This window comes from Nocardia sp. CC213A, assembly GCF_030766805.1.
Lineage (GTDB): Bacteria > Actinomycetota > Actinomycetes > Mycobacteriales > Mycobacteriaceae > Nocardia > Nocardia otitidiscaviarum.
Genome location: NZ_JASFXA010000005.1, coordinates 261,192 through 286,884 on the forward strand (window position 1 = coordinate 261,192; position 25,693 = coordinate 286,884).

Sequence of the window (25,693 nt, forward strand, 5' to 3'; positions counted from 1 at the left end):
GCCGCTGCCCTTCGGAACCTACTCCTGCACCGGCTGTGACCCACGCCGCCCCTGGTCACCCGCGACACCACACGGTGATCGACGCGACGCCGCCGAAGCAGGCTCCGCACGGGCAGCCCGCGGCCGCGATTCAGGCCCCATGGTCGGCTACCGTCACGCCATGGAGACACCCGAGCTCGCCGAGCTGATCCGGCTGTTCGAGGGCGAACCCGATACGCGATACGACGACCTGCACTGGCCCGTCGGACTGCACGGATTCCGACTCACGCGCGGTGTGACCACCGTGCTGTTCTCCATAGACCCGTCCGCCGCCGAGGCATATGTGAGCCTCTACGTCGACGACATGGAGATCGTGCATATCGGCCGCTTGCGGAGGCTGTCGCACCTGACGGTGGTGCGCGACGGGTCCGGCGGCGAGGGGCTTCGACTGTGGTTCCGCGACAACGACATCGAGCTGCTGGAGCTCACCACGAAGCCGAAGATCCGGGTGTCGTGGAGCCCGAAGCCCATTGGGTCCTGGTAGCGGCTGACGCGGTCAGAGTGGGGTGGGGAGGCTGTGGATGAGTTCCACGGCGGCGGTGATGGCGCCCGGGTCGGTGTCGGGGAGGACGCCGTGGCCGAGGTTGAAGATGTGGCCGGTGGCGCCGAGGGCGATGGCCTGGTCGGCGTCGTGGGCGATGCGGCGGATCTCGGATTCCACGGCGGCGGGTCCGGCGAACAGGACGGCCGGGTCGAGGTTGCCCTGGAGAGCCTTGCCGGGGCCGATGCGGCGGACGGCGTCGGTCAGCGGGACACGCCAGTCGACGCCGACCACATCCGCGCCCGCCTCCGCCATCGCGCCCAGCAGTTCGCCGGTGCCGACACCGAAATGGATTCGGGGGACGCCGTATTCGGCCAGCTCGGCGAAGACGCGCTCGGAGTGCGGGAGTACGAACTCGCGGTACTGCGCCAGCGGCAGCGCGCCCGCCCAGGAGTCGAACAGCTGCATGGCGTCCACGCCGGTGTCCAGCTGGGCGCGCAGGAATTCGATGGTGATGTCGGTGAGCACGCCCATGAGCTGATGCCAGGCATCCGGATCGGCGAGCATCATGGCCTTGGTGCGCTCGTGATGCTTGCTGGGGCCGCCCTCGACCAGGTAGGAGGCCAGGGTGAAGGGGGCTCCGGCGAACCCGATGAGCGGGGTGTCGCCGAGTTCGTCGAGTAGCAGCCGGATACCGGCGGTGACGGCCCCGACCTCCTCGGCGCGCAGCCGCGGCAGCGCGCGGATATCGGCGAGGGTGCGTACCGGATTCGCGACCACGGGGCCGACACCGGCCACGATATCCAGGTCGATACCGGCGGCCTTGAGCGGAACCACGATGTCGGAGAACAGGATTGCCGCGTCCACCCGGTGGCGGCGGATGGGCTGCATGGTGATCTCGCACACCAGCTCCGGGTTGAAGCAGGATTCCAGCATGCCGGTCCCGGCGCGCAGCTCCCGATACTCCGGCAGCGACCGCCCGGCTTGGCGCATGAACCACACCGGACGCCGATGCGGCGTCGCGCCGGTGGCGGCGGCGAGGAACGGGGCATCGGTCAAGCGGCGGCGCGTGTGAGTGCTCATCACCGCTCATCGTAGAGGTGACCGGCGGCGCGCCTCCGACGACACCGGCCCCGGGAGGTTTACCTTTTGAGCGTGACACCGCTCGACTTCCGCGACGGCGCCGCACCGACCCCGGAACCCGATGAACCCGCCCGGTTCCGCGCCGCGGTCGAGGCGATGGGCACCGCAACCGTGCATCCTCGGATCGAGCTCGCACCGATCCGCCCGCCGCAGCGCCTGGCCCCCTACTCGTACGCCATCGGGGCGGAAGTCACGCAGGGCGACACCACCGTGGTGCCCGTGGACTCCGACGGTGACGCCTTCGGCCGACTCATCCTGCTGCACGACCCCGACGGCCAGGAAGCCTGGCACGGGGTGTTCCGGCTCGTCGCCTACATCCAGGCCGATATCGACGCCGCCCTGGCCGCCGACCCGCTGCTGCCGGAGGTGGCGTGGAGCTGGCTGGTGGACGCCCTGGAATCGCGGGTCCCGTTCACCGCGCTCGGCGGCACCGTGACCGCGACCAGTTCGGTGCGCTTCGGTGATATCGCCGGTCCGCCCCGCGCGCAGCAGTTGGAGCTGCGGGCCTCCTGGACGGTCGGCGATACCCTGATGCGGCCGCATGTGGAGGCGTTCGGCGAGGTGCTCGCTTACGCCGCCGGGCTGCCTCCCGCGGGAGTGACGCGCCTCGAGGTGCGGCCGGGCGGCGCGGACGATACGCAACAGTAATCACTCCGCTATCACCCTCGTCACAGCCGCGACCGGCGGGTGTCCAGCTGCCTGAACATCAAACTTTCTGTACCGCAACGAAATCAGCGGCGGCCACGTACGATACCGATCAGTCCGGCGCAGTCTCCGCAGCCGCCCGAATCCGAATGGGACGCGGACCCGGCCGCGCCCAACCCGTAGAGTTCAAGACCATGTCCGTACCAGACGATTCCGAAGCCACTGCCGCGGTCCCCCTGCTCGCGCCAGTGGACGGCGTACCACCGGTACTGGACACCGCCGCCGAGATAGCCGCCGCCGCCCGCAGCATCGCCGCCGGTTCCGGACCGCTCGCCGTGGACGCCGAACGCGCCTCCGGCTTCCGCTACTCCAGCCGTGCCTATCTCATCCAGCTGCGCCGCGCCGGGTCCGGCACCTTCCTCATCGACCCGATTCCGGTGGATCAGGACCTGGAGCCACTGGCAGCCGCCGTCAACGACCTGGAGTGGGTGCTGCACTCCGCCGACCAGGATCTGCCCGGACTGGCCGAACTCGGCCTGTACCCCGCCCGCCTGTTCGACACCGAGTTGGGCGGACGGCTGGCCGGATTCGAGCGCGTCGGCCTGGCCGCCATGGTGGAGCGACTGCTCGGACGGGAACTGCGCAAGGGTCACGGCGCTGCGGACTGGTCCACGCGGCCGCTGCCCGACGAATGGCTCAACTACGCGGCCCTCGATGTGGAGCTGCTGCTGGAATTGCGCGACGCGGTCGCCGTGGAACTGGATGACCAGGGCAAGACCGGTTGGGCCGCGCAGGAATTCGAACATGTGCGCACCGCCGAACCCGCGCCGCCCAAGGCCGACCGCTGGCGGCGCACCTCCGGCATCCACACCCTGCGCCGCACCCGTCAACTCGCCATCGTCCGGGAACTGTGGACCACCCGCGACAAGCTCGCCCGGCTGCGCGATGTCGCCCCCGCCCGCATCCTGCCGGATTCGGCCATCATCGCCGCCGCCACCAACGAGCCCAAGACCATCGCCCAGTTGCGCGCCTTGCCGATCTTCGGCGGCCCGCGGCAACGGCGGTACTCGCGCGAATGGCTGGGCGCGGTGGAGCGGGCCCGCGCGCTGCCCGACAGCGAACTGCCCCCGCTGGCGCAACCCTTCGACGGTCCCCCGCCGGTGAACCGGTGGGAGCGCCGCGACCCGGCCGCCGCCGCGCGACTGCAGCGCGCCCGCGCCGCCATGACCGATCTGTCCGGCGAGGTGTCGGTTCCGGTCGAAAACCTGCTGACGCCCGACCTGCTGCGCCGCATGTGCTGGGACGGTCTGCCGCGCACCGCCGCCAACGGCGACGGCGCGGCCGTGATCGACGACTACCTCAGCGCCGGGGGCGCGCGCCCGTGGCAGCGGGAACTCACGGTGCCGCGCCTCGCCACCGCGCTCTTCGCGCCCGCGCAGCAGACATAGCCCCACGCCGCGCGAGGACGGTCGCGGCACCCGTAGGCAGGGCACGCTACCCGCGACAGGTGCGGCCCACGGCAACAGGTGCGGCCGCGGCGACGAGCCCATCGTGCACCCCGACCGGGTGGCTGTCGTCCTCCATGACCGGCCGGATGTCAGTCCTCGTAGACGGGCGGACGGCGGTCCTTGCGAGCGCGCATGGCCTCGTCGAAGTTCTCGGTGGTGAGCCGCACGTACAGCTGCGCCATACCCTCCTGCTGCATATGCGATTCGAAACTGCCCGCCTCCATGCCGCTCCACAGCATGCGCTTGGTGAGCTCGGTGCCGACTCGGCTGTAGCGCAGGATCTGCTCGGCCAGGTCGTAGCAGGTGTCCAGGAGTTCCTCGGCGGGGACGACACGGGAGACCAGGCCGATGCGTTCGGCTTCGGCGGCATCCACGTCGCGGCCGGTGAGCATGATGTCGAAGGCGCGGGAGGAGCCGATGGCGCGCGGCAGCAGATAGCTGAAGCCGAGCTCCGCGGAGGTGAGTCCGTTGTTGATGCCCGCCGCCCGGAAGTAGGCGTCCGCGGCGGCGATGCGGATGTCCGCGCCCACGCTGAGGCAGAACCCGCCGCCGATGGCCGCGCCGTTGACGGCGGCGATCACCGGCTGATGCATGCGGCGCAGCGCCAGCATGACGTCGTTGAACAGGTCCATGGAGCGGCGGGCGATACTGGTCCGGGTCAGCCCCGCGACGCCGGGCACGCTGCCCGAGTGCTGGAGGTCCGCCCCGGAACAGAAGCCCTCCCCGGCTCCGGTGAGCACCACCGCGCGCACATCGTTGTCGGCGGCGACCGCGTGCAGGGTCTCCCGCAGCGGCACCATGACGTCGAAGGCCATGGCGTTCATGCGCTCGGGGCGGTTGAGTGTGATGAGCGCGACCCGCGGACGCGGCTTCTCGACAACTACGAAGGACATGCGGACTCCTGAACCGGCCGTTCCCGATAAACTGCAACCGGTTCTAGAATCTACGCGAGCGGCCGCGCCCCGCATCCGGAAATCGCGCGGACTCCGCGCCCTACGAGACGGCCTGTTCCGCCACCACGTCCGTGTCGACGGTCAACGCACCCCCGCGCAACCAGGCGGTCACCCGTTGTGCCACATCGGGCGGGGTGAGTCCGAGCTCCTGGCGCAACTGCGCGATGGAGGCGTGATCCAGGAAGCGTTGCGGCACACCGATCTCCCGGGTCGGCACGTCCAGTCCGGCGGCGCGGATCCGCGCCGAGACCGAGGAGCCGATACCGCCGTGCAGTCCGCTGTCCTCGAGCGTCACCACCATGCGGTGGTGCTCGGCCAGTTTCACGATGCCCTCGTTGACCGGCAGCACCCAGCGCGGATCGATGACGGTGACCGAAATCCCTTCCGCCTCCAGTAGTTCCGCGGTGCGCATGGCCAGTTCCGCGAAACAGCCGACGCCGACCAGCAGCACATCGCCGTGCACCGACCGCACCGATTCCCGGCCGTCGGGCAGGTGCAGCACGTCGATGCCGTCATGCCGCTCGATGGCCGAGATCTCCTCGCACACCGTGCCTTTCGGGAAGCGGATGGCGGTCGGGCCGTCGTTGATCAGCAGCGCCTCGCCCAGTTCCTCACGCAGGGTGGCCGCGTCGCGCGGGGCGGCTACGCGCATTCCGGGCACGATGCCCAGCACCGACATATCCCACATGCCGTTGTGCGAGGCGCCGTCGTCGCCGGTGAGGCCGGCACGGTCGAGCACCAGCGTCACCGGCAGCTTCAGCAGCGCCACATCCATGAGCAGCTGGTCGAAGGCGCGGTTGAGGAAGGTGGAGTAGATGGCGACCACCGGATGCATGCCGCCCAGCGCCAGCCCGGCCGCCGAGGCGATACCGTGCTGTTCGGCGATGCCGACGTCGAACATGCGCTCCGGGAAGCGGTTCCCGAACGCGCTCAGCCCGGTCGGTCCGGGCATGGCGGCGGTGATGGCCACGATGTCGTCGCGCTGCTCGGCCTGGGCGATGAGTTCCTCGGAGAACACCGCGGTCCAGCTCTGCGCCCCGGATTTGCCGACCGGCTCGCCGGTCTCGGGATCGATGCGGCCCACGGCGTGCATCTGATCGGCCACGTGGTCCTCGGCCGGTTTGAAACCGCGCCCCTTCTGGGTGACCGCGTGCACCACCACCGGGCCGCCGAAGTCCTTGGCCCGCCGCAGCGCCGCTTCCAGGGCCACCGGGTCGTGCCCGTCCACCGGACCCACGTATTTCAGCCCGAGGTCGCCGAACAGCTCCTGCGGCGCGACCGCGTCCTTGATGCCGGTTTTGAGCGCGTGCAGCATCGAGTAGGCCGGTTCGCCCACCCGGGGAATGGACTGCACGATGCGTTTGGTGGCGTCGAGGGCGTGCTCGTAGGCGGGCTGCATGCGCAGCGCGGTGAGCCGGTCGGCCAGGCCGCCGATGGTGGGCGCGTAGGAGCGGCCGTTGTCGTTCACCACGATGACGACCGAGCGGTCCTGCCCGGCGGCGATATTGTTCAGCGCCTCCCAGCACATGCCGCCGGTGAGCGCGCCATCGCCGACCACCGCGACCACATGCCGCTTCTGCCGGGTCAGCGCGAACGCCTTGGCCAGCCCGTCGGCGTAGGACAGCGCGGCCGAGGCGTGCGAGGACTCCACCCAGTCGTGCTCGCTCTCGGCGCGGCACGGGTAACCGGACAGCCCGCCCTGCTTGCGCAGCGTGTCGAAACCGTCCTTGCGGCCGGTCAGCATCTTGTGCACGTACGCCTGGTGGCCGGTGTCGAAGATGATCGGGTCGGCCGGCGAGTCGAAGATGCGGTGCAGCGCGATGGTCAGCTCCACGACGCCGAGGTTCGGCCCCAGGTGACCGCCCGTCGCGGCGACCTTCCGCACCAGGAACTCGCGAATCTCCTCGGCCAACTCGCCCAGCTCCGGTACCGACAGCCGACGCAGGTCCTCGGGCGTATCGACCCGGGAAAGCACTCCCACGGCTATTGCTCCCTCCGGAAAACTCCTGTGTTTGCCACAGTCTACGGAGCCCCTACCGGCCCCCGATGCCGGGAATGAAACCCCACCTGCGACATCGGCTTCGAATGTGAGGTTACACACGATACCCGGGTTCGCGCGGGCCGTCGGCGGGGTCGGGGCGGACAACGGGCGGCGGTGGGGCACGCCTGTTCGACCTCCCGGATTCCGGCCGGGCCCTGGATACAGTGAATCGGTGCCCGCACCGCATGCCGACACCGCGCGGTCTCGCGACGGCGTGGTGGCCCGCATCGTCGCCGAGGTGTACCGCATCTGCCGCGCCGACGGCTCCGGCGCGCTGGCCGACTACATACCGGAACTCGCCGCGGTACAACCGGATTCGTTCGGGCTCTGCCTGGCCACCGCCGACGGGCGGGTGTACGGCAGCGGAGACCTGGACACCCGCTTCACCATCCAGTCGATCTCCAAACCGTTCACCTACGCGCTGGCGCTGGCCGACCGCGGTCCGGCGGCGGTGGCCGAGCGCATCGACGTGGAGCCGAGCGGGGAGCCGTTCTTCGAGCTCAGTCTCGACCCCGGCACCCAGCGGCCGCGCAATCCGATGATCAACGCGGGCGCGATCGCCGCGGCGGCCCTGGTCACCGGCCGCGACGCCGCCGACCGGTTCGAACGCGTCCGGCGCAGCTACAGCCGGTTCGCCGGACGTGAGCTGCGGCTCAACGAGGCGTGTACGCCTCCGAGGCGCGCACGGGCTACCGCAACCGCGCCATCGGCTATCTGCTGCGTGGCGCGGGCATCATCGACGGCGATCCGGACGAGGCGGTGGACCGCTACTTCCGGCAGTGCTCCATCGACATCACCTGCCGCGACCTCGCGCTGATGGCGGCCACGCTGGCCAACAACGGGGTGCATCCGCGGACCCGCGAACGCGCGCTCACCGCGCCGCTGGTGCGGCAGGTGCTCAGCGTCATGACCACCTGCGGTATGTACGACGCCGCCGGAGACTGGGTGACCACGGTGGGTTTGCCCGCGAAAAGCGGTGTGGGCGGCGGGATTCTGGCGGTGCTGCCCGGACAGCTCGGCATCGCCGTGTCCTCGCCGCGGCTGGACGCGCACGGCAGCAGCGTGCGCGGGGTGCGGGCGTGCCGGGAGCTGTCGGATCGGCTGGGCCCTGCACTTCCTGCACGTGACCCGCGCCGCGCACACCGCCATCCGGGCGGCCTATTCGGTGGCGGAAGCGCCGTCGCGGCTGCGCCGCGAGGGAGCGGAACTGGCGGTGCTGGAACGCTTCGGTGACCGGGCGCGCATTGTCGAACTGCACGGTGACCTGCTGTTCGCGGGTGCGGAGTCGGCGGTGCGGGCGGTGGAGGAGTTCCCCGGGGAGCTGGACGCGCTGGTGCTCGACGTGCGCGAGGTGGGCGATGTGAGCGCCATCGCGGTGCGCATGCTGGCGGAGCTGCGCACCGCACTGGCCGCCACCGGCTGCCGGGTCGCACTGGTGGACCCGGGACGCCACACTCGGGCAGTTGGCATCGAGCCTCGATCCCGACGATCCGCACGAGCGGGTGTTCATCGACCGGGACAGCGCCGCGGAATGGTGTGAACAGGTCGTGCTCGACCGCCACGGGCCGCCCGCACAGCGCACGGCCGTCCCCGTGGCGGGCCACCCCGCGCTGGCCGGGCTGTCCGAGGACCAACGGCACTCCCTGGCAGCGGAATTCACGGTACGCACGCTGGCGCGCGGTGAGACCATCGTGGCCGCGGGCAGTCCGCGCTCGGGCCTGTACCTCGTTCTCGACGGCCGGGTGCGGATCGGGTTCACCGGCCGCGACGGCCGCCGCCACCGCCTCGTCACCCTCACGGCCGGGATGTCCTTCGGCGAGATCTCCCTGATCCTCGACCAACCGTTCCCCAACGACATCCTCGCCGAGACCACCGTCAGCCTGGCGGTGCTCACACCCGACCGCTTCGACACCCTCACCCAGCAGGCCCCGGCGCTCGAGGTCGCCCTGCTCGAACGCCTGGCCGCCGCCGCGTACGGCCAGGCCGACGCGGCGGTGCGCGCCCTGGCCGCCCACGGCGGGGCGTACTGAATTCGACTCGTCGCCGCCGACGGGCGCACCGTACCGCATACCACGACGCGGCGGTGCGGGCGCTGTCGCGGCGTGGGTAGCATCGGCCGTGACCCGTCCGCCGCACCAGGAGGAATGCCCGTGACCAGCACCGAGACCGGCACCGTCACCACCTTCGGCAGCGGGGCGGCCCGCGCCACGCCGGATCTCATGCGGGTCACCATCTCCATCGAGTCGCGAGCGGAGACCGTGTCGGCCGCGTACGCCCGCGCCGGGGAGCGCAGTGACGCGGTGGTCGCCAGCCTGCGCGGGGACGGAGTGCGGTCCACCGATATCGCCACCAGCGGGCTGTCGGTGCGCACCGACACCGCGTGGGCGGAGAATCGCGAACGCATCACCGGCTACATCGCCACCACCGCACTGACCGTGGCACTCCGCGATGTCGGAACTACCGGTGCCGCAACGGCATCCGGCACTCCCCCGGCCACCGTCATCGCACACGCCGTGGACGCGGGCGGCGACGACGTCCGTCTCGGTGGGCTGCACCTCACCGTCTCCGACGAGGAGGCGCTGCTGGAACGCGCGCGCGACGCTGCCTGGGACAACGCCCTCGCCAAGGCCACCCGGTACGCCACCCGCGCCGGACGCACCCTCGGACCGGTGCTGGAGATCACCGAGAACACCTCGATGCCCACCCCGGTCCCCCGCGCCTACGCCGTCGCCGCCAAATCCGCCGGGATGGGCGGAGCCCCGGAGATTCCCCTCGAACTCGGCGAGAGCGAACTGTCCGCGAGCCTGCGCGTCACCTGGCAGCTGAGCTGAACAGGTCCCTATCGGAAGTACGGATAGTCCTGCACCCAATGGAATCCGCGACTGTTCAGGGTGAAGCTGTTCGGGTCGATGCGTTCCAGCGTGACCGTGATCGGGCGGCCACGCAATGTCCCGCGCAGTGACAGCCGATCCGGCACCGGTCGCTCGACCGACAGCATCGCGAACGGTTGCCTCGTCTCGTCGCTGAGTATCACCTGCCCGTCCGGGTGGAATTCGGCGCGCGCCGCCACCAGTTCCCCGTTCATCCGTTGATAGGTCGCTTCCGCGGGGTCGTCGAAAACCAGTCGCTGCCACCGATTCTCGTCGGTCGTCAACGGTGGTACCGGTTGTCCGTCGAGGGTGAACTCGCGCACCTCCCAGATCCCGTACAGCTCGGACTTCGGGCGGTCGGGACCGTACTGCTCCTGCCAGACCTGCCAGCGGTCGTAGCCGCCCAGCACGACCCAGAGGCCGACGGCGACCTGAACCCACCCGGCGATGCGGTTCTTCCGAGCGTCGGCGAACAGCGTGGGCGGCGTCAACGGTCGGCACGGGCGCTGCCGCACGAACAGGTCGAACAGTCGCGCACAGTAGGGCGCGAGCAGGATCAGACCTATCAGCAGCAGGTGCCCGGACAGCAGTTTCTCCGGTATGTCGAAGGTCAGGTTCAACAGCAGCACCTGAGCCATGCAGAGCACACTCGCCAGTGCACCCGATACCGCTGTCCGGGGCACGAACAGCAACAGCCCGGCCACGAATTCCGCCGCACCGAGCGCCATCTCGTACGGATGCGAGCTGCCGACCTGTAGCCACAGCACCGAGGCCGGACTCAGATCCCCGTACGGCTGCAACAGCTGTGCCAGCGTCGGGCCGGGCATCTGGGTCGGGATCAGCTTGGCGACTCCGAAACTCACCATCACCCCACCCAGGCACAGCCGCAGGAAGACGGTGAACCACGCCGCCATTCGGGGGTGCGCGGTCCGGCGAGCGAAGCCGGTCCACACCGCGGCGACCACGATCGCGACCACCAGGATGGAGAACGCCAGCACCCAGTTCGCCGTCTGGTCACCGGCTCCCGAGTCCCGGTGCAGCACGGCGTCGACGCCGAAGAACGTCCGGCCCACCCACCCGGTGATCGGGTCGGCCGGGGCGACGGTCCACTTCCCGCCGAGGCGATGGACCCACCGTCCGAGCAGACCCAGGAGCGTGAACGGGATCACGGTGAGGAGCAGGCAGTACAAGCTGAAGTAGACGAAGCAGAAACGAAAGACGACCCACCGCCAACCCGCCGTGGTCGTGGTCGATGCTGAAAGGCTGCGATGCACGCATCAAGACAAGACGGCGCGGTGTGGTCGGCACGTATGCGTTTTTCGATACACCGGCGATATGCGTCGGATGATACCTCGAATACCCTTGGGACACATCGGTGTCCGGTTCAGCCCGGATGCGGCCGATAGGCGGTCAGGAACACGTCGATCGCCGCGTCGACCGTGTCGGGGACCGGTGCGGTGGCATCGAGCATCCGGGCGTTCAGCGGCGCACCCACGACCAGCCAGGTGAGCTGTTGCGCGGCCGTCGCGGGGTCGGGGACGCACAGTAGGCCACGCGCGTCCAGGGTCTGCAACGTCGCGGCGAGATCACCGACATTGCGGATTGCCCGCCTAGTTTTAGAACTGATCAGTACTAAAGGAGATGGCCATGATTGTTGCCGGTGTCTGCCTCGCGGCGGTCGTCTCGTTCGCCCTCAGCGCGGCCCTCTACGCGATACCTCCGATCACCGCGCTGATATCCCGGACGAGCACCCCGCGCCCCGGAATCGGCGTGCCCGCGCAGATGGGGTTCGTCGTACTGCGCGGCCTGCTCGCGGCGGCGGTCCTGGCGGCATTGCTGCTGGCCGGTGATCGACACGGCGTCGGCGCCGGAGCGGCGCTGGGCGCGATCGTGGCGATTCTCCCGGTGACCATCCTCGCCGGTGCGATCGTGCACGAGAACGTCCCGATCCCGACCGCACTCGTGCACATGACCGACTGGGTCCTCAAGCTGGTTGTCAGCGGTGCCGTGCTCGGCCTGTTCATCTGACCACCACGCCGCACCGCCTCGGTGATCTCCTCGACGCCGGACCGCCTTCAGACCCCCGGCAGCCGCACCGTGACACGCAGCCCACCGGCGGCGCGCGGTGTGAGCGTGAGCGTTCCGTCGTGCGCTCGGGTGATGCTCTCGACGATGGCCAGCCCGAGCCCCACGCCGGCGTGATCGGCGCGTATGCGTTCGGTGCCGCGGCGGAACGGCTCGACGAGGGTCGACACCACCTGGGCCGACAGCATTTCGCCGGTGTTCTCGACCGTGAGTGTGACCGCGCCGGGGTGCATCGTGGTCGTCACCCACACGATGCCTCGGTCGGCGACATTGTGCACGAGCGCGTTGTGCACGAGATTCGTCGTCAGTTGCAGCAGGAGCGCGGGTGAGCCGACGGTCGGGGTGATGTCGCCGGAGGTTTCGATGGTGATCCCGCGCGCTTCGGCGACAGGGAGCAGTGTTTCGGTGGCCTCCTCGGCCAGCAGCGACAGGTCCACGGGTTCCCGCGCGAAGGAACGCTGATCGGCGCGGCTGAGCAGGAGCAGCGCTTCGGTCAACTCGATCGCCCGCGAATTGACGGCGTGCAGGCGTTCGACGAGTTCGCCGGTGCGGCGATCCGGATCGTCGCGGGCGACCTCCAGCAGCGTCCGCGTGATCGCCAACGGTGTGCGCAGTTCGTGCGAGGCATTCGCGGCGAACCTGCGCTGTTCGGCGATATGCGACTCCAGCCGCGCGAGCATGCCGTCGAACGCGTCGGCGAGTTCACGGAACTCGTCGCGGCGGCCCGGAAGCCGAATTCGGTGCGCGAGCGAGCCATTCGCGGCGGCCCGGGTGGCCGCGGCGATACTGTCCAGCGGCGCGAGCATGCGGCCGGCCAGCAGCCAGCCACCCACCAGACCGAATACCAGCAGGAACGCCAGCACCGCGGCCGCGGCCGTGCCGAACACACCCGGACCGAAATTGGACGGGTCGACAATGAGCGGGAGATTGGCGGGGTCGGGAACGACATTCCTGACCGGCAGGTCACGCAGCAGGAACACCCATACGGCGGCCAGCAGCAGCACGCCCGCGAGCATGAGGAACCCGGTGTAGCTGAGCGTGAGCTTGAGGCGGACGCTCAGCCCGGGCGCCCTATTCATGGGCGGATTCGTCGATCCGGTAGCCGACGCCGGGCACGGTGGCGATGAGGCCGGGTTCACCGAGTCGCTTCCGCAAGGCCGATACGGTGATCCGCACCGCGTTCGTGAACGGGTCGGCGTTCTCGTCCCATGCTCGCTCCAGCAATTCCTCGGCGCTGATCACTCCGCCTTCCGCGGCGACCAGAACCTCGAGCACCGCGAATTGCTTGCGCGTGAGCGCGATATAGCGTCCGTCGCGATAGACCTCGCGGCGGAACGGATCCACCCGCAGTCCGGCGATTTCCCGCACCGGCGGTCGACTGTGCGCGCGCCGACGGTCCAGCGCTCGCAGCCGGAGCACGAGTTCTCGGAGTTCGAAAGGTTTGGTGAGATAGTCGTCGGCGCCGAGCTCGAATCCGGACGCCTTGTCGTCGAGCCGGTCGGCGGCGGTCAACATCAGAATGGGCATGCCGCTACCGGAGGCGACGATGCGTTCGGCGATCTCGTCGCCGGAGGGCCCGGGGATATCGCGGTCGAGGACGGCGATGTCATAGGTATTGATGCTCAACAGTTCCATCGCGGTGTCACCGTCACCGGCGATGTCGGCGGCGATCGCGGCCAGGCGCAGCCCGTCGCGAACGGCCTCTGCCAGGTAGGGCTCGTCCTCCACCACCAATACGCGCATGGTCTCGATGCTAGGTGCCGTCGTATTTCGCCGACGTATGCAAAACGGCTTACGAGGCGGCAACACCCCGCTGCCTTGACTGGCGGCATGAGAACCAGACCCATTACCCGCAGGCTCGCCCTGGCACTGTTCGCCGCCCTCACTTCGATCCCCGTGGCCTGCGGAGAATTCGCGGAGGCCGACGGTGGACTGCCCCGCGATGCGACGGTGTTCGACGACCGGTACCCCGGCGTCGCGAACCTGACCCCCGAATTACTCCGAGCACTGCGGCAGGCGGCGTCCGACGCCGCCGCCGACGGGGTCACGTTCGTCGTCAACAGCGGCTGGCGCTCCCCGGATCACCAGAATCGTCTGCTGCGTGAGGCGGTCACGAAGTACGGTTCGCTACAGGCCGCCACCCGGTGGGTCGCGACCCCGGAAACGTCGGCGCATGTGACGGGCGACGCCGTCGACCTCGCCGCGGAGGCCGCGCGGTGGCTTGCCGCGCACGGTACCCGCTACGGCCTGTGCCAGATCTACGCCAACGAGCCGTGGCATTACGAACTGCGCCCCGAGGCGATCCACGGTGGTTGTGTCCCCATGTACCCCGATCCGGCCCACGATCCGAGGATGCGGCGCCCCGCGGACCCGAACCGGCCCGGTCCGCGAATCACGCCCCGCCCGTGACCGGTCACGTCTCACAGTTCCAGCAGCGCGAGGCATTCCACGTGGTGGGTACCGGGAAAAGCGTCGAAGGCACGCAACTCGGTGACCAGGTAGCCCGCATCCCGGTAGAGGCCGATGTCGCGGGCGAAGGCGGCCGGATCGCAGCCGATGTGCACGATGCGGCGCGGCGAGCGTGCGGCGAGCGCCGCCACCACTTCCTTGCCCGCGCCCGCCCGGGGCGGATCGAGCACCACGACTTCCGGTGTGGCCGAGGGCTGTTCGGCAATCCAGCGCTCGACCCGCTCGGCGCGCAGCCGCACCCACGGCAGGTCGCCCAGTGCCGCGGTGCCGTCGGCGACGGCCGTCCGCGCGAGCTCGACACCCGATACCGCACCGGTGGCGCCGACCTGTTCGGCCACCCGCGCGGCGAAAACGCCGACCCCGCAGTACAGATCCCAGGCCAATGCGCCGGGCGAGGCGTACGCCCATTCGGCCACCACATCCGAATAGCACTGCGCCGCACCGATATGCGGCTGCCAGAACCCGGTGGCCGACAGCTCCCAACGCCGACCCGCCACATACTGGACCGCCCGGCCGGTGCCCTCGACCACGGTTTCGGTACGTGGCGCATGTGCCGCCGCCCGGCGCGCGGTCGCGCCCCGGCGATCATCGTTCGACCGACCCCGGCGGTCGCTGTACGGGCCACCTCGGCCGTTCTCCGAGCCGCTCCTGCCGCGACCGTCCGGCCTGTTGCGGCGGTCACCGACCGCGCCACCGTGACGGCCGCCCACATCGCCGTGTCGGCCACGGCTGCCACCCCGTACGCCACGATCCGCGCCCCCGCGACCACCCGGCGGTCCATAGCCGGTCCGTCGATCGGCGTGCTCGGCCCGACGGCTCCCCGCCGCACCGCTGTCCGGAGGACCCAGTTCGACGATATGACGCTGCCCGTCCCCGTCCACCGCGACCACGAGATCCGCCCCGGGCGTCCAGATGCGCTCGGCGATACCCGCCATCGCACCGGCCACCGGCTGCGGACACCGCAGGTCGGGAATCACCTCCGCCCCGCGATAGCGATGCACCCCGGCCCGCCCCTCGGAGTCCACGGCCAGCCGTACCCGGCTGCGCCAGCCTCGGATCGGTTCCGTGTTCCCGGGCGCACGGCCGCCGGGTCGCCGCCCGGCCGCTGTCCCGGAGTCGCCGGATACCGACTCCCCCGGTGCCGTCCCACCGGATCGCCCACCGCCGGTGAGCGCATCATCATCCGGAGTCGGCACGCTGTTCGGACCCAGCGGGTTCGAGGTCGCCGTCCGGCGCAGCAGGCCGAGGTCCACCGGGATCGGTTCGACGACGATCTCGGTCTCCCATCCGGCCAGCCGTCGCAGCTGCTCGGTGACCACCATCGCCTTCAGCCCGCGCTGCGCCTCGGGGGTGGCGTAGGAGAAATCACAGCAGCCCGCGCCGCCGACACCCGAGACCGGGCACAGGGCGGGCACTCGGTCCGGAGACGGCTCCAGGATCTCGAATGCTTCGGCGCGGCAGAAGGATCCGCCGCGGTCCTCGGTCACGCGGGCGCGGACCAGCTCGCCGGGCAGGCCGTGCCGGACGAACAAGACCCGACCCTCGTGCCGGGCCACGCAGAAGCCGCCGTGCCCGGGTGGGCCGAGGCGTACCTCCAGTTCGGCTCCGCGCCAGTCACCCACGCCCGTCACCGAATCCACGCCGGATCGCGCCCGGTGCGCTGACCTCGCCGTCGCGGCGGGCCTTGGTCGAGGAGCTGAGCTGCCAGGGCACGCTGGTCACCATGACGCCGGGTTCGAACAGCAGGCGCCCCTTGAGCCGCAGCGCGCTCTGGTTGTGCAGCAACTGTTCCCACCAGCGGCCCACCACGTATTCGGGGATGAACACGGTGACCACGTCGCGCGGGGAATCCTTGCGCAGCCGCTTCACGTAGTCCACCACCGGCTTGGTGATCTCCCGATACGGCGATTCGATCACCTTGAGCGGCACCGCGATATCGCTGCGCTCCCATTCCCGCACCAGCGCGCGGGTGTCGGGTTCGTCGACGTTCACGGTGATGGCCTCGAGCGTGTCGGGCCGAGTGGCGCGAGCGTAGGCGATGGCGCGCTTGGTCGGCAGATGCAGTTTGGACACCAGCACGATGGAGTGGGTGCGGCTGGGCAGCACACCGTCCCATTCGGTCTCGTCGAGTTCGCGCGCGACCGTGTCGTAGTGGCGGCGAATGAGTTTCATGAGCCCGAAGATGGACGCCATGGTGACGATGGCGATCCACGCCCCCGCCAGGAACTTGGTGACCAGCACGATGATGAGCACGGCGGCGGTCATCGTGAGGCCGATGGCGTTGATCACCCGCGACCGCTTCATCCGCGCCCGCTGCTCCGGATCGGTCTCGGTGCGCAGCAGCCGCGTCCAGTGCCGCAGCATGCCCGTCTGGCTCAGCACGAACGAGACGAACACGCCGACGATGTAGAGCTGAATGAGGTGCGTCACCTCCGCGCCGAACAGCACCACGAAGGCGATGGCCCCGCCCGCCAGGAAGATGATGCCGTTACTGAAGGCCAGCCGGTCGCCGCGGGTGTGCAGCTGCCGGGGCAGGAACCGGTCCTGCGCCAGCACCGACGCCAGCACCGGGAATCCGTTGAAGGCGGTATTGGCCGCCAGCACCAGGATCAGCGCGGTGACGATGGTGATGAAGAAGAACCCGATCGGGAATTCGGAGAACACCGCGTGCGCCAGCTGCGCGATCAGGGTCTTCTGTTCATAACCCGCGGGCGCGCCGACCAGGTCCTTCACATTCTCCGCGTACACGATGCCGACCCGCTGGGCGAGCACGATCATGCTCATGAAGAGTGTGATCGCGATGACGCCGAGCAACAGCAGGGTGGTGGCGGCATTGCGGGACTTGGGTTTCCGGAAGGCGGGCACCCCGTTGCTGATGGCCTCCACACCGGTCAGCGCCGCACAGCCGGAGGAGAAGGCGCGCGCGATGAGGAAGACCAGCGCGATGCCGAGCAGATGGTCCTCGTCGGATTGCAGTTCGAAGCCGTAGGACTCGGCGTGCACCGTCTCACCCAGCACGTCGGTGCGGAAGAATCCCCAGATCAGCATGGCGAACATGCCGAACATGAAGGCGTAGGTGGGGATGGCGAACATGGTGCCGGATTCGCGCACGCCACGCAGGTTCATGGCGGTCAGCAGCGCGATGGCCACCACCGCGAACAGCACCTTGTGCGTGGCCACGAACGGCACCGCCGAACCGATGTTGGAGGCCGCCGAGGAGATCGACACCGCCACCGTGAGCACGTAGTCCACCAGCAGCGCACTGCCGACGGTGAGGCCCGCCGTGGGACCGAGATTCTTGGTCGCCACCTCGTAGTCGCCGCCGCCGGAGGGGTAGGCGTGCACGTTCTGCCGGTAGCTGGCCACCACGACGGCCATCACCACCGCCACCGCGATGCCGATCCAGGGCGCGTACACGTACGCCGACAGCCCGGCCACCGACAGCACCAGGAAGATCTCCTCCGGCGCGTACGCCACCGACGACAGCGCATCGGAGGCGAACACCGGCAGGGCGATCCGTTTGGGTAGCAGCGTGTGCCCCAGCGAATCGCTACGGAAGGGGCGGCCCACCACCATGCGTTTGGCGGCCGTCGTCAACTTCGACACTCGAGGCAGCATAAGGCAGCCCGGGGCATGCGTTATTCGCGGCGCGGCCGGGCGGCCGATATGCACCTCTTCGATGTGAGAAATTCTCGTTCCGGTTTGAAAGCATTCAGGAGGGGGAACGTGGCCTCGGAGGAACATGGGCGGTACGGTTGCCCCCCGGACAAGCAACCAGACCGCACACCACGTTTTCGGGAATGGGGTTCGAACGGTGTACGTAGTGATCATGGGGTGTGGGCGAGTGGGCTCCGCCCTCGCGCGGGCCCTGGTCCGCATCGGTCACGAGGTCGCGGTGATCGACCAGAACTCGAGCGCCTTCCTGCGCCTGGGCCGCGATTTTCCCGGAATGTGCGTCACCGGTGTCGGATTTGACCGAGATGTCCTGACTCGCGCGGGAATCGAACGGGCGGGCGCATTCGCCGCCGTATCCTCCGGCGACAACTCCAACATCATCTCGGCGCGGGTCGCGCGCGAAACCTTCGGCGTGGAACGCGTGGTCGCCCGCATCTACGACGCCAAGCGCGCCGCCGTCTACGAGCGGCTGGGCATCCCGACCATCGCCACCGTGCCCTGGACCACCGACCGCTTCCTGCGCACCCTCGTCTCCGACCAGGCCACCACCTCGTGGCGCGACCCCACCGGCACCGTCGCGGTCACCGAACTCACCCTGCACGAGGACTGGTACGGCCGCACCGTCACCGACCTGGAGGGCACGATCGGCGCGCGCGTCGCGTTCATCATCCGCTTCGGACAGGGCGTCCTGCCCACCGGAAAAACCGTGCTGCAGGCGGACGACGCCGTCTACATCGCCGCGACCTCGGGCACCGTCGGCGAGGCCGTCGCCCTGGCCACCACCGCACCCGCCCACGAGGACTGATCATGAAGGTAGCCATTGCCGGGGCCGGAGCCGTCGGCCGCAGCATCGCCCAGGAACTACTGCGCGGCGGCCACGAGGTGATGCTGCTCGAACGCCGCCTCGACCATATCGACCCCACCGTCGCCCCCACCGCCGTCTGGGTGCACGCCGACGCGTGCGAACTGGAACTGCTCGAGGAAGCGGATCTGGAGACCTACGAGGTGGTCATCGCCGCCACCGGCGACGACAAGGTGAACCTGGTGTTCAGCCTGCTCGCCAAGACCGAGTTCGGGGTGCGGCGGGTGGTGGCGCGCGTCAACGACCCGCGCAACGAGTGGCTGTTCGACACGTCCTGGGGCGTGGACGTGGCCGTCTCGACACCGCGCCTGCTGGCCTCCCTGGTGGAGGAGGCGGTGTCGGTGGGCGATCTGGTGCGGCTGATGACCCTGCGCCAGGGTCAGGCCAATCTGGTGGAGATCACACTGCCGACCGATACACCGCTGGCGGGCAAGGCCGTTCGCACCCTCGCCATCCCCCGCGACGTCGCGCTGGTGACCATTCTGCGCGGCGGACGGGTGATCGTGCCGCAGGGCGACGACCCGCTCGAAGGGGAAGACGAACTGCTGTTCGTCACCTCCGTGGAAGCCGAGGACGAGCTACGGAAGGCCCTCGGCGTCAACGGTTTCGGCCCCGGCACGGCCGCGACCCCGGCGGAGTTCTCCACCGGAGCCGATTTCGCCTCCTGACAGGCCCCGGACCGGATGCGCCGCGGGCGTCCGGTCCGGCCCGGCGCTCAGGACGCGGCCCGCAACTCGGCGCGCAGCTTGTTCAGCGCGCGATGCTGCATGACCCGCACCACGCCCGGACTGGTGCCGATCGCCTCCGCCGTCTCCGCGGCCGTCCACCCCAGCACGATGCGCATGACCAGCACCTCACGATGGGTGGGTGCCAGCACCTTCATGAGTTCCCGGGTGGCGGCTCTGGCCTCCGACGCCAGCGCCCGCTCCTCCGGCCCCGCCTCGGTATTCGGCTCGTCCGGGAACTCCGCCACCGGATAGGCCGGGTGCACCTGCGCCCGGCGGTAGGCGTCGGCCACCTTGTTGGCCGAGATGCCGTAGACGAAGGCCAGGAACGACTTGCCCTGGTCGCGGTAGCGCGGAATCGCCTGCACGGTCGCCAGGCAGATCTCCTGCGCCACATCGTCGGTGGTGACGTGCAGATGGGCCGCGCCGCTCATGCGGGCCGCACAGTAGCGGCGCACCAGCGGATACACGATCCGCAGCATGTCCGATACCGCGTGCTTGTCACCGCTGGCGGCCGGTCCGATCAGCTTCTCCAATTCGGCTGCCGCCCGGCGACTCTCCGACGTCGCCGCACTGTTCTTGGAACCCCGCCCCGCCAGATGCCGGCGCGAGGCGCCCTGCGCCGCCGAACCGCGCCCCTCGTCGCGGATGTCCGACGTCGCCGCTGCCTTGCCCTCGGTAACCAACTCCGGTCCTTTCATCGTTTCCTGTCACAAACGATGTTGCTGCGAACCGAAGCGCCGAAATAGGTACCCCAGGGGTGGGTTGGGATCCACCTTTATGCCACCGATGCCCCCAAAGGTGTTGCGTCCGGCGCGCTTCGCGCGATAAGTGCCCCCGGAAACCAGGGCTCGCGCATCAGGGCTTGCGCGCGGGCAGGTGCCCGGCGCGGCGCACCGCCCAGACGGTCACCAGCAGGGCGACCGCCGTCAACGGCCAGCCCATGGCGATGCGGGCCGCGGCCAGCAGCCCCGTGGAGTCGGCGTCGTAGAAGTGGTTCTGCACCACGTAGCGGGCACTGAACACCACCGCCCACACCGCGGTGGCCAGGTCGTAGAGGCGCATGGCCCGGCGGTCGGACCGCCAGTCGCTGCCGTGGCCGTTCAGGAAACCCCAGATGACACCGGCCAGCGGCCAGCGCACCAGCAGCGACAGCACGAACGCGCCCGCGTACACCAGGCTGGCGTAGATGCCGAACAGGAAGAAGCCCTTGGCCTCACCCATGCGGTAGGCGATGAAGGCGCACACGCCCACCCCGAGGAATCCGGAGATGGCGGGCTGGACCGGATCGCGACGCACGATCCGCCAGATCAGAATGGCCGTAGCGACCCCCAGGGCCGCCCAGATGGCGGTGGTGAGGCCGCGCCAGGTATTCACCGGCACGAACACCACAACGGGCAGTGACGAGTAGATCAGGCCACTGAAACCGCCCATCTGCTCGAGCAGCGACTGTTCGACCCGCTCCTCGCGGGCCTCCTCCGCGGCGGCCTCGCGGCCGGCAGCGGCGAGCAGGGCCTGGTCCGCGCCATCGAAAATGGACCGCTCGGCGGCGGCGAGCGCCGCGTCGTCGACGCTGCCCGGCTGCCCGGCGGTGCGGAAGTTCGTACCCTTGTCGTCGCTGCTCGGTATCGGCATGCCTCAGGATTTCTCGTGGAGTTCGTAGTAGGGGTTGTAGATCACCTTGCCGCCGGCGCGTTCACCGATCCGGCCGCGGACCAGAATCCTACGTCCCGGTTCGATGCCGGGGATGCGGCGGCGCCCGATCCACACCAGGGCGATGCTGTCGGTGCCGTCGAAGAACTCCGCCTCGACCTCCGCACCGGCCGCCTTGGGACAGGCTTCGACACTGCGCAGCCGACCCAGCATGGTGACCTCTTCACCCCGTCGACACTCCGACGCCCGACAGGCCCCCGACGCCTCCGACGTCTCGGCGAGTTCCTCGGCGTCCAATCGATCCAGGTCCTCGGTCAGCCGGCGGCTCAACCGCCGGAAATAACCGGAGGGTGTGTCCTTCCCACCCGAGGATGGCATCTCGCACTTCCCTGTAGAGCAAGACGGCGTGGGTCTCACGTCGTCGGGTTTCCCACACGACCGGCTTCGGCCGTACACCGCCACTGTAGAGGTGTGGGCCTGCCCCCGCCACGCGCGCCCGACGTGAGTAGCCTCATCCGGGTGCCCGATCTACCCCGTCCGGCGATCGCCGTCGCTCTGCCCGGAACCGGATCCGACGCCCACTTCGCCCGGCGCGCCTTCGAAACCGCCTGTGCCGCATTCGATCTGCCGTTGCACGCGGTCGACCCGGATGCGCGCGGCGTGGTCGCGAGCTACCGTGCCGCCCTGGACGCCGCCGCCCGCTCCGGGCCGGTGCTGATCGCCGGAATCTCACTCGGCGCGGCCGTCGCGGTCGACTGGGCCGCACGCCATCCGGACCGCACCGCCGGTGTGGTGGCCGCCCTGCCCGCGTGGACGGGAGCCGACACCGCCGACTGCCCCGCCGCCCGCTCCGCCGCCGCCACCGCCGTCCAGTTGCGTGCCGACGGAATCGACGCCGTGACCGCCCGCATGCGCGCCTCCAGCCCGGCCTGGCTGGCCGACGCCCTCACCCGCTCCTGGCGCGCCCAGTGGCCGGAACTGCCGCACTTCCTCGACGAGGCCGCCGCCTACGGCTGGCCCGAACCGGACCTGCTGGCGCGCGTGACCGCGCCGGTGGCGGTGATCGGCGCGGTCGACGATCCGGTGCATCCGATCGCGGTGGCGCAACGGTGGACCGCCCTGCTGCCCCACGCCGAGCTGCACCGCATCACCCTGGACGAGTTGGGCGCGGATCCGAGCGTGCTGGGCCGCCGCGGCGTCCCGGCGCTGCTGCGAACCACGGTGCGCCCCACCGCATCGGCGTAACCCATCCCACAGTCACGATGCAGGCCCACGCGTGACCGCACTCGCTACGCGACAACACGCCCACCACGCCCACGCCCGCCTGCGAATGCACCGCACGTGGACGATGGACTCCGGGCGGCCACATGACCGACCTGCCACCGGAGCGGGGTGCGGCGCACTCCGGACCGCCGCGCCCCGACCCTGCACGCGAGTGGCCGAAGCCGTCCGCGGGTGCGCGGGTGCGCGGTCACGAACAGCACCGTCACCACCCGCGTGGTCCTGTCCGCCCCGGCTCTCAGCGCCCGCCGATCTGGACCGGCACCTGCCCCTGCCGCTGGCGGCGACCGTGTCCTCGAGCGCCGCGGAGCGGGTCCGCTCACCGGGCCCATTGTGCCCGATATCGCAATCGGCCCGCTCACCGTCGGTGAGCGGGCCGTATCACACTGTGTCCCTTATCTGTTCGGGGTTGTATCAGCCGTTCAACCCCAGCTGCTGCATGGCCGAACCCTCGGCACCGCGGCGCGGCTGGTCCGGCTCGGTCGGCGCGATCACCGGATGCTGCCCGGTGTTCATGGCCGCCATCTGCGCCGCCACCGCCTGCTGCTGCGCCGCCAGCTGCTGCTGGTGGGCGGCGGCGAGCTGATCCGCGAGCTCCTGCGGCAGCACCACCGGCAGCGGTTCGCGCACCGGCAGCGGCTCGTCGCCGCGCCGGACGATCGTCTCGCCCAGAATCGCCCGCGCCGCCGCCACCAGGGGCTGGCCCTCATCGGCCGCGCCGGAGGGACCGGCCGCGACCAGGCGAACCATCCAGCGGTGGCCGTCCACGCCGATGAAGCGCAGATCCGCGCCCTGAGTCACCGCGTGCAGCTCGCGACCCCAGGGGCCCTGTTGTACGGAGACCTGCGCGCCGTCCTTGCGCAGGGTCTCCGCCAGATCGGCCGCCACCGACCGCCACTGCCCCGGCGACTTGGGCGCCGCGTAGGCGGCGACGGTGATACGACCGTGCTGGGTGGCCAGGTGCACCGCCTGCGGGCTGCCCTCGGGGGTCATCTCCACCTGGAGCTGGCCGCCCGGCGGCACCGGCACGATCACCGAGCCGAGATCGAGGCGCTGATCGGCGACCTTCGCCAGCAACTCGGCCACGTCGTCGTAGTCGTAGGGCCCGGTGCGCTCGGCGAAGTGGGCCGCGGCATCGTCGTAGCCGCTGTCGGCCTCGTCCGCGTACTCGTCGTCGTAGTCGGCGTCCCGATAGCCGGCGTCCTGGTAGTCGGTGTCCCGATACTCGGACTCGTCGTAGTCGACGTACTCGTCGTCGAACCGCTCCTCCGGTTCTCTGTCGGAGCGCTTTCTCTTCCGTCCGAACACCATCGTCATGCCTCCTTGCCGGTCGCCACGCCCGCCCCACCGGACCCCTCGGACAGGCTCGCGTGCCCTCCGCTCGATCCGTATCCTCCCGCGCCCCGAGCGGTGTCGTCGAGCTGCTCCACCTCGACGAAGTCGACCAGCTCCACCCGCTGCACCAGCAACTGGGCGATGCGGTCACCGCGCCGGAGCTCGATGGGGGTACGCACATCATGATTGATGAGGCACACCTTGATCTCGCCGCGGTACCCGGCGTCGACCGTGCCGGGGGTGTTGACAACGGACAGACCGTGCTTGGCGGCCAATCCGGACCGCGGATGGATGAGCCCCACGGTGCCCATCGGGAGAGCGACGGCGATCCCGGTGCCGACGAGCACCCGCTCCCCGGGTTCGATGATGACGTCCTCTGTGGTGCACAGGTCCACACCCGCGTCGCCGGCGTGGGCGCGCGTGGGTACGGGGATGCCGGGATCGAGCCGCAGCAACGGAATAGGTGGAATACCGGTCACGTATGCCGAGCCTACGCGTTCCGAGCCGCACCCCTTGACCTAGTCTGGGGTCGTGTCCGACCAGCTCCCGTCACAGGTGACCATGGAACAGCAGCAGACCGCGACCCTCTACCGCGAGCGCCTCTGGGTGCCGCTGTGGTGGTGGCCGGCCGGCTTCCTCGTGGCCGGGCTGCTGGCCGCCGAAATCCACATGGGCGCACCGGGATTGCGGGCATGGCTGCCCTACGCGGTGCTGTTCCCGATAGTGGTGTGGGTGCTGCTGTGGTTTTCGCGACACCGCGTGGAGGTGACGCGCGACGCGGCCGGAGTGCCGGAACTACGTGCGGACCGGGCGCATCTGCCCGCGTCGTTCGTGGCGCGGGCGGCGGCGGTGCCCGCCAGCGCGAAGAGCGCGGCACTGGGCCGGCAGCTGGACCCGGCCGCCTATGTCCAGCATCGGGCCTGGATCGGCCCCATGGTGCTGCTGGTTCTGGACGACCCCGACGACCCGACGCCGTACTGGTTGGTCAGTACGCGTCGGCCCGACAAGGTCTTGGCAGCGCTCGGTAGATGACCCCCGTCGGCCGGGCCGCGCTGGTGGACCCGGCAGGTCGTGCGGGGCTCGGTCGAACCCCTGCCGCGTCGGGCCACGCCGAGTGGGCCCGACGAGGTCGTGCAGCGCTGGTCACAGTGGACCTGGGCTGGTCGAGCCGCGCTGCGGAACTCGACACGGTCCTGACCGCGCTCGGCCGTCCGAGCGCGGACTCCAAATTCCCCTCGCCGAACAGTGTCCGGCTCTCAGGCCGCGCAATCCATGCAGATCAGCTGGCCACCGTGCTCCTCGGCCAGTCGGCTGCGGTGGTGCACCAGGAAACAGCTCGAGCAGGTGAACTCGTCGGCCTGCTTCGGGATCACCCGGACCGAGAGCACTTCCTCGGACAGGTCCGCGCCGGGAAGCTCGAACGACTCCGCGGTGTCGGACTCGTCGATATCCACGACAGCGGACGCGGCCTCGTTGCGGCGAGCCTTCAGCTCCTCCAGCGAGTCCTCCGACACTTCGTCGGTCTCGCTGCGCCGCGGTGCGTCATAGTCGGTTGCCATGTCGTCTTCCCCTCGTCCTTACTCCGTATATCCCGGACCGACGCACATCTCACCGACCCCCTGGAGGGGAATCGGATCGGGGTGCACCGCCCCGCCCGTGGTGTACGTCACGACGCACACCGGTCACTGACCGGTCCGGACCCGGAGGATCCGTCCCTGATCGCGCTCGGTCAACGCAGGACATGCCCTTGTTGTTCCCGAAATCGCACCCCCGATTCACCTCGGATGATCCGATCTGGCCGCCAGACAATAGCGGACCCCACGACAAAAGTCGCAATCAAAACACACACGAGTCGAAACTGAGGGGCAATCGTCACCGTTGCTGAAACTCGCCGAGACCTTCCGCACCGTGAGCGAGACCTTTTCGTA

Annotated in this window: 25 protein-coding genes and 1 pseudogene; 11 read left to right on the top strand and 15 right to left on the bottom strand. The window is 69.8% G+C overall.

What is annotated here, in order from left to right:
- Positions 1-160 precede the first annotated feature (160 nt).
- Positions 161-523 (top strand): hypothetical protein, encoded by a 363-nt coding sequence (locus QJS31_RS12015; RefSeq protein ID WP_282782535.1) that lies wholly within the window; start codon positions 161-163, stop codon positions 521-523.
- Positions 524-535: 12 nt separating this feature from the next.
- On the opposite strand, the gene hemE is transcribed toward QJS31_RS12015, so the two are convergent.
- The gene (gene hemE, locus QJS31_RS12020) at positions 536-1,603 is read right to left on the bottom strand and encodes a uroporphyrinogen decarboxylase (protein ID WP_282782533.1); all 1,068 of its coding nucleotides are present in this window, start codon (positions 1,601-1,603) and stop codon (positions 536-538) included.
- Positions 1,604-1,675: 72 nt separating this feature from the next.
- Here hemE and QJS31_RS12025 point away from each other — a divergent pair, with 72 nt between their 5' ends.
- Together QJS31_RS12025 and QJS31_RS12030 are read left to right on the top strand one after the other, a co-directional pair.
- The gene (locus QJS31_RS12025; RefSeq protein WP_143981691.1) at positions 1,676-2,311 is read left to right on the top strand and encodes a DUF3000 domain-containing protein; all 636 of its coding nucleotides are present in this window, start codon (positions 1,676-1,678) and stop codon (positions 2,309-2,311) included.
- Between the two features lie 191 nt (positions 2,312-2,502).
- Positions 2,503-3,756, top strand: a complete 1,254-nt coding sequence (locus tag QJS31_RS12030) for a ribonuclease D (protein WP_282782530.1) — start codon at positions 2,503-2,505, stop codon at positions 3,754-3,756.
- 149 nt (positions 3,757-3,905) lie between these two features.
- On the opposite strand, the gene QJS31_RS12035 is transcribed toward QJS31_RS12030, so the two are convergent.
- Entirely contained in the window at positions 3,906-4,709 is an 804-nt protein-coding gene (locus QJS31_RS12035) for an enoyl-CoA hydratase (RefSeq protein WP_306356709.1), read from the bottom strand.
- A gap of 100 nt (positions 4,710-4,809) precedes the next feature.
- Positions 4,810-6,750 (bottom strand): 1-deoxy-D-xylulose-5-phosphate synthase, encoded by a 1,941-nt coding sequence (dxs, locus tag QJS31_RS12040; protein WP_306356710.1) that lies wholly within the window; start codon positions 6,748-6,750, stop codon positions 4,810-4,812.
- Positions 6,751-7,024: 274 nt separating this feature from the next.
- Here dxs and glsA point away from each other — a divergent pair.
- Both glsA and QJS31_RS12050 read left to right on the top strand, forming a co-directional pair.
- Positions 7,025-8,840 (top strand): annotated as a pseudogene (glsA, locus tag QJS31_RS12045) (glutaminase A).
- A 120-nt stretch (positions 8,841-8,960) separates the two neighbouring features.
- Positions 8,961-9,641, top strand: coding sequence for an SIMPL domain-containing protein (locus QJS31_RS12050; RefSeq protein WP_372341545.1), 681 nt, complete (start codon positions 8,961-8,963; stop codon positions 9,639-9,641).
- 8 nt (positions 9,642-9,649) lie between these two features.
- Here QJS31_RS12050 and QJS31_RS12055 read toward each other — a convergent pair whose 3' ends face one another.
- Together QJS31_RS12055 and QJS31_RS12060 are read right to left on the bottom strand one after the other, a co-directional pair.
- Complete coding sequence (locus QJS31_RS12055) at positions 9,650-10,954, bottom strand: DoxX family protein (protein WP_306356711.1); 1,305 nt, start codon at positions 10,952-10,954, stop codon at positions 9,650-9,652.
- Positions 10,955-11,064: 110 nt separating this feature from the next.
- Positions 11,065-11,310, bottom strand: coding sequence for a TetR/AcrR family transcriptional regulator C-terminal domain-containing protein (locus tag QJS31_RS12060; protein ID WP_306356786.1), 246 nt, complete (start codon positions 11,308-11,310; stop codon positions 11,065-11,067).
- 17 nt (positions 11,311-11,327) lie between these two features.
- Here QJS31_RS12060 and QJS31_RS12065 point away from each other — a divergent pair, with 17 nt between their 5' ends.
- A complete protein-coding gene (locus tag QJS31_RS12065; protein ID WP_282781031.1) occupies positions 11,328-11,708 on the top strand; it encodes a DUF1761 family protein in 381 nt (126 codons plus the stop codon).
- 47 nt (positions 11,709-11,755) lie between these two features.
- Here QJS31_RS12065 and QJS31_RS12070 read toward each other — a convergent pair whose 3' ends face one another.
- Positions 11,756-12,844, bottom strand: a complete 1,089-nt coding sequence (locus QJS31_RS12070; RefSeq protein WP_306356712.1) for a HAMP domain-containing sensor histidine kinase — start codon at positions 12,842-12,844, stop codon at positions 11,756-11,758.
- On the bottom strand, positions 12,837-13,508 hold the full coding sequence (locus tag QJS31_RS12075) for a response regulator transcription factor (protein ID WP_282781026.1): 672 nt from the start codon (positions 13,506-13,508) through the stop codon (positions 12,837-12,839). The genes QJS31_RS12070 and QJS31_RS12075 overlap by 8 nt, the downstream gene beginning before the upstream one ends.
- Before the next feature lie 87 nt (positions 13,509-13,595).
- On the opposite strand from QJS31_RS12075, the gene QJS31_RS12080 reads away from it, so the two are divergent.
- Positions 13,596-14,174, top strand: coding sequence for a M15 family metallopeptidase (locus QJS31_RS12080; protein ID WP_306356713.1), 579 nt, complete (start codon positions 13,596-13,598; stop codon positions 14,172-14,174).
- Between the two features lie 11 nt (positions 14,175-14,185).
- Here QJS31_RS12080 and QJS31_RS12085 read toward each other — a convergent pair whose 3' ends face one another.
- Together QJS31_RS12085 and QJS31_RS12090 are read right to left on the bottom strand one after the other, a co-directional pair.
- Complete coding sequence (locus QJS31_RS12085; protein WP_306356714.1) at positions 14,186-15,856, bottom strand: class I SAM-dependent RNA methyltransferase; 1,671 nt, start codon at positions 15,854-15,856, stop codon at positions 14,186-14,188.
- A complete protein-coding gene (locus QJS31_RS12090; protein WP_306356715.1) occupies positions 15,849-17,840 on the bottom strand; it encodes an APC family permease in 1,992 nt (663 codons plus the stop codon). The genes QJS31_RS12085 and QJS31_RS12090 overlap by 8 nt, the downstream gene beginning before the upstream one ends.
- Positions 17,841-18,048: 208 nt before the next feature.
- Between QJS31_RS12090 and QJS31_RS12095 the strand changes: the two genes are divergently transcribed.
- Together QJS31_RS12095 and QJS31_RS12100 are read left to right on the top strand one after the other, a co-directional pair.
- Positions 18,049-18,714, top strand: a complete 666-nt coding sequence (locus tag QJS31_RS12095; RefSeq protein WP_282781019.1) for a TrkA family potassium uptake protein — start codon at positions 18,049-18,051, stop codon at positions 18,712-18,714.
- 2 nt (positions 18,715-18,716) lie between these two features.
- Positions 18,717-19,439, top strand: a complete 723-nt coding sequence (locus QJS31_RS12100; RefSeq protein WP_143981700.1) for a TrkA family potassium uptake protein — start codon at positions 18,717-18,719, stop codon at positions 19,437-19,439.
- A 47-nt stretch (positions 19,440-19,486) separates the two neighbouring features.
- Here QJS31_RS12100 and QJS31_RS12105 read toward each other — a convergent pair whose 3' ends face one another.
- From QJS31_RS12105 to QJS31_RS12115, 3 genes are all read right to left on the bottom strand, one after another.
- Entirely contained in the window at positions 19,487-20,197 is a 711-nt protein-coding gene (locus tag QJS31_RS12105) for a sigma-70 family RNA polymerase sigma factor (protein ID WP_282781016.1), read from the bottom strand.
- A 157-nt stretch (positions 20,198-20,354) separates the two neighbouring features.
- Positions 20,355-20,930 carry a DUF3159 domain-containing protein gene (locus QJS31_RS12110; RefSeq protein ID WP_039815559.1) on the bottom strand — a complete coding sequence of 192 codons (576 nt, stop codon included), beginning with the start codon at positions 20,928-20,930 and terminating at the stop codon, positions 20,355-20,357.
- A gap of 204 nt (positions 20,931-21,134) precedes the next feature.
- Entirely contained in the window at positions 21,135-21,527 is a 393-nt protein-coding gene (locus tag QJS31_RS12115) for an OB-fold nucleic acid binding domain-containing protein (RefSeq protein ID WP_029924106.1), read from the bottom strand.
- Between the two features lie 141 nt (positions 21,528-21,668).
- Between QJS31_RS12115 and QJS31_RS12120 the strand changes: the two genes are divergently transcribed.
- Complete coding sequence (locus tag QJS31_RS12120; protein WP_306356716.1) at positions 21,669-22,394, top strand: alpha/beta fold hydrolase; 726 nt, start codon at positions 21,669-21,671, stop codon at positions 22,392-22,394.
- A 450-nt stretch (positions 22,395-22,844) separates the two neighbouring features.
- Here QJS31_RS12120 and QJS31_RS12125 read toward each other — a convergent pair whose 3' ends face one another.
- Positions 22,845-23,738 (bottom strand): DUF3710 domain-containing protein, encoded by an 894-nt coding sequence (locus tag QJS31_RS12125; protein WP_282786026.1) that lies wholly within the window; start codon positions 23,736-23,738, stop codon positions 22,845-22,847.
- 5 nt (positions 23,739-23,743) lie between these two features.
- Positions 23,744-24,244 carry a dUTP diphosphatase gene (gene dut, locus QJS31_RS12130; protein ID WP_029924103.1) on the bottom strand — a complete coding sequence of 167 codons (501 nt, stop codon included), beginning with the start codon at positions 24,242-24,244 and terminating at the stop codon, positions 23,744-23,746.
- An 82-nt stretch (positions 24,245-24,326) separates the two neighbouring features.
- On the opposite strand from dut, the gene QJS31_RS12135 reads away from it, so the two are divergent.
- On the top strand, positions 24,327-24,797 hold the full coding sequence (locus tag QJS31_RS12135) for a DUF3093 domain-containing protein (RefSeq protein ID WP_039815563.1): 471 nt from the start codon (positions 24,327-24,329) through the stop codon (positions 24,795-24,797).
- A 224-nt stretch (positions 24,798-25,021) separates the two neighbouring features.
- Here the strand turns inward: QJS31_RS12135 and QJS31_RS12140 are convergent, their stop codons facing one another.
- Positions 25,022-25,324: a DUF4193 domain-containing protein gene (locus tag QJS31_RS12140; protein ID WP_029924101.1), complete on the bottom strand. Its 303-nt coding sequence runs from the start codon at positions 25,322-25,324 to the stop codon at positions 25,022-25,024.
- Between the last annotated feature and the right edge of the window lie 369 nt (positions 25,325-25,693).

What these genes read in the sequence shown, in the direction of transcription:
- QJS31_RS12065 (WP_282781031.1), top strand. Translation starts at nt 11,328, where the DNA reads ATGATTGTTGCCGGTGTCTGCCTCGCGGCGGTCGTCTCGTTCGCCCTC.
- QJS31_RS12080 (WP_306356713.1), top strand. Translation starts at nt 13,596, where the DNA reads ATGAGAACCAGACCCATTACCCGCAGGCTCGCCCTGGCACTGTTCGCC.
- QJS31_RS12140 (WP_029924101.1), bottom strand. Translation starts at nt 25,324, where the DNA reads ATGGCAACCGACTATGACGCACCGCGGCGCAGCGAGACCGACGAAGTG.
- QJS31_RS12015 (WP_282782535.1), top strand. Translation starts at nt 161, where the DNA reads ATGGAGACACCCGAGCTCGCCGAGCTGATCCGGCTGTTCGAGGGCGAA.
- QJS31_RS12035 (WP_306356709.1), bottom strand. Translation starts at nt 4,709, where the DNA reads ATGTCCTTCGTAGTTGTCGAGAAGCCGCGTCCGCGGGTCGCGCTCATC.
- QJS31_RS12030 (WP_282782530.1), top strand. Translation starts at nt 2,503, where the DNA reads ATGTCCGTACCAGACGATTCCGAAGCCACTGCCGCGGTCCCCCTGCTC.
- QJS31_RS12105 (WP_282781016.1), bottom strand. Translation starts at nt 20,197, where the DNA reads ATGAAAGGACCGGAGTTGGTTACCGAGGGCAAGGCAGCGGCGACGTCG.
- QJS31_RS12110 (WP_039815559.1), bottom strand. Translation starts at nt 20,930, where the DNA reads ATGGGCGGTTTCAGTGGCCTGATCTACTCGTCACTGCCCGTTGTGGTG.
- QJS31_RS12070 (WP_306356712.1), bottom strand. Translation starts at nt 12,844, where the DNA reads ATGAATAGGGCGCCCGGGCTGAGCGTCCGCCTCAAGCTCACGCTCAGC.
- QJS31_RS12075 (WP_282781026.1), bottom strand. Translation starts at nt 13,508, where the DNA reads ATGCGCGTATTGGTGGTGGAGGACGAGCCCTACCTGGCAGAGGCCGTT.
- hemE (WP_282782533.1), bottom strand. Translation starts at nt 1,603, where the DNA reads ATGAGCACTCACACGCGCCGCCGCTTGACCGATGCCCCGTTCCTCGCC.
- QJS31_RS12115 (WP_029924106.1), bottom strand. Translation starts at nt 21,527, where the DNA reads ATGCCATCCTCGGGTGGGAAGGACACACCCTCCGGTTATTTCCGGCGG.
- QJS31_RS12135 (WP_039815563.1), top strand. Translation starts at nt 24,327, where the DNA reads ATGGAACAGCAGCAGACCGCGACCCTCTACCGCGAGCGCCTCTGGGTG.
- QJS31_RS12100 (WP_143981700.1), top strand. Translation starts at nt 18,717, where the DNA reads ATGAAGGTAGCCATTGCCGGGGCCGGAGCCGTCGGCCGCAGCATCGCC.